Source organism: Roseomonas acroporae (assembly GCF_023223525.1).
GTDB lineage: Bacteria > Pseudomonadota > Alphaproteobacteria > Acetobacterales > Acetobacteraceae > Roseomonas_E > Roseomonas_E acroporae.
The window spans coordinates 1-1,694 of record NZ_JALPRX010000215.1 but is presented as its reverse complement, the minus strand read 5'-3'; the positions used below and the strand labels follow the sequence as shown (position 1 = coordinate 1,694).

The 1,694-nt window shown below is 74.5% G+C and carries 3 protein-coding genes; all 3 read left to right on the top strand.

What is annotated here, in order from left to right:
- Window positions 1-119 precede the first annotated feature (119 nt).
- Complete coding sequence (locus M0638_RS28045) at window positions 120-818, top strand: hypothetical protein (RefSeq protein ID WP_248670250.1); 699 nt, start codon at window positions 120-122, stop codon at window positions 816-818.
- A 175-nt stretch (window positions 819-993) separates the two neighbouring features.
- Window positions 994-1,398, top strand: coding sequence for a hypothetical protein (locus M0638_RS28040; protein ID WP_248670249.1), 405 nt, complete (start codon window positions 994-996; stop codon window positions 1,396-1,398).
- Window positions 1,395-1,694, top strand: a 300-nt coding sequence (locus tag M0638_RS28035; protein WP_248670248.1) for a hypothetical protein, incomplete at its 3' end; no start/stop codon positions are given. The genes M0638_RS28040 and M0638_RS28035, both read left to right, overlap by 4 nt.

Below are 1,694 nucleotides of genomic sequence, written 5' to 3'. Positions count from 1 at the left end.
AAGCTGCCGACCCGTCATGCTTCTTTTAGCGTCATATGATTTGAAAGCACTTGAACCCTTCTCGTGCTCTTGCTACTAAAACACTCATACGACGCTATGAGAAGCAAGGCAACAATCCCATGCCCCTCGACACCACCCCCACGATCCGCCGCGAGGTCCACGCTGCCGGGCTGGTGTCCGCGGCGCTGGGCCTGCGCTTCTCCGCCATCCCTGAGGCCTCAGTCATCGCCGACCCGTTGCCGCGCGACCGCAGCGTGGTGGTGCTGGTGATGCACCGCTGCCGCTGCTGGACCGTCCGCGCGACGCCGGCCGGGCACACGGCGGCCTACTACGACCCGACGCATGGCGACATGCCGCTGGCCACCGGCAGCCTGGAGGCGGTGCTGGGCGCCATCGCCGGCCACCTGGAACGCATCGCCCACTTGGCGCCCATGGTCGAGCACGACGCCGCCGTGCGCGCCGCCCTGGCGGTGGTCGCGGCCGAGGCAGCGGTGGACGCGCAGCGCGAGGCGATGGCCGAGGCAGTCGAGGCCCTGCGTTTGGCGAACCGCGTGCCCGGTGGTGCCGAGGCCCGCCGCACCGCCCGGGCGGCCGCCTTCCGCGCGCTGAACGCCGCCCGTGCCGCCCTGCGCCGGGCCGAGGTGGCGCTGCACGGGCCGCAGTCCCGGCCGGTGCTGGCCCGCCGCCCGAGGCAGGCGCCCGCACTGCGCGTGCCGGCGGTGCCGGCCAGCCTCGGTGAATCCACCGCCTGCTTGCTGAGCCAGCAGCCTGCCGGTGGCGCCCAACCCATTGCCCAGCCGGTGCCTGCCGCCGGCTGAGCCGTCCGCGCCGGGGCGGCTCCCCGGCATCAGGCGGCGCAGGCGGGTGTTGCGAGCACCCACCCGCGCCTGACCACCAGCAAGGGACTTGCCCCCTATGCCCGTGGCTTCCACCGAGCCTACCGCAATCGCGGCCCCGCCGCTGCCGGCGCCGCGGCGCGCCTCACGCCGGGGCGTGCTCGCCACCACCGCCGCCTCGCTGCTGCTGGTCGCCGCCACCGAAGCCGGAGCCGGCAAGGCCACCGAACTCGACGGCGACCTGATCGCGGCCTGCGCCGAGTACGTGGCGCTGAACCGCGCCTTCTGCCGCTCCTCCAGCCTCTCGGGCGACCTCGACAGCCGCACGCCCGAGCACGCCGCCTACGCCCGGCGCGAGCAGGCCATGTTCGACCGCATGGCCGCGCTGGAGGAGCGGATCGCCGCCCTGCCGGCCCGCACGCCGGAGGGTGTGCGCGCCAAGGCCGAGGCCGCCTTCCACGCCATGGCCGATGGCGGCGACGCGGCGGACGGCCCGGCCAACGTCGATAGCTGGCTGCCCTGGTCGCTGCTGCTCGACCTGACCGGGAGGGCCGGCGCGTGAACGCGATCACCCGACGCGGCCTCGTGCCGCTGGCCGGCGCCCTGGCGCTGCCGGTCGGCGGGGCCGTCACCACTCCTGCCGCTGCCGCCGCGCCCGCGCCAAGCCCCGACGCCGCGCTGCTGGCGCTCTGCGCCTCCTGGCAGCCGGCGGCCGATGTCTGCCAGTGCGCCTACGACCTGCTGGCCGGGGCCGTGGCGACCGGGATCATGTCCATCGACGCGATCAACGCCCTCGATGAGAAAATGTGCGCGGGCCCCGAGGACGAGTGCCGCCGCATCGAGCGCGCCATCGCCGAC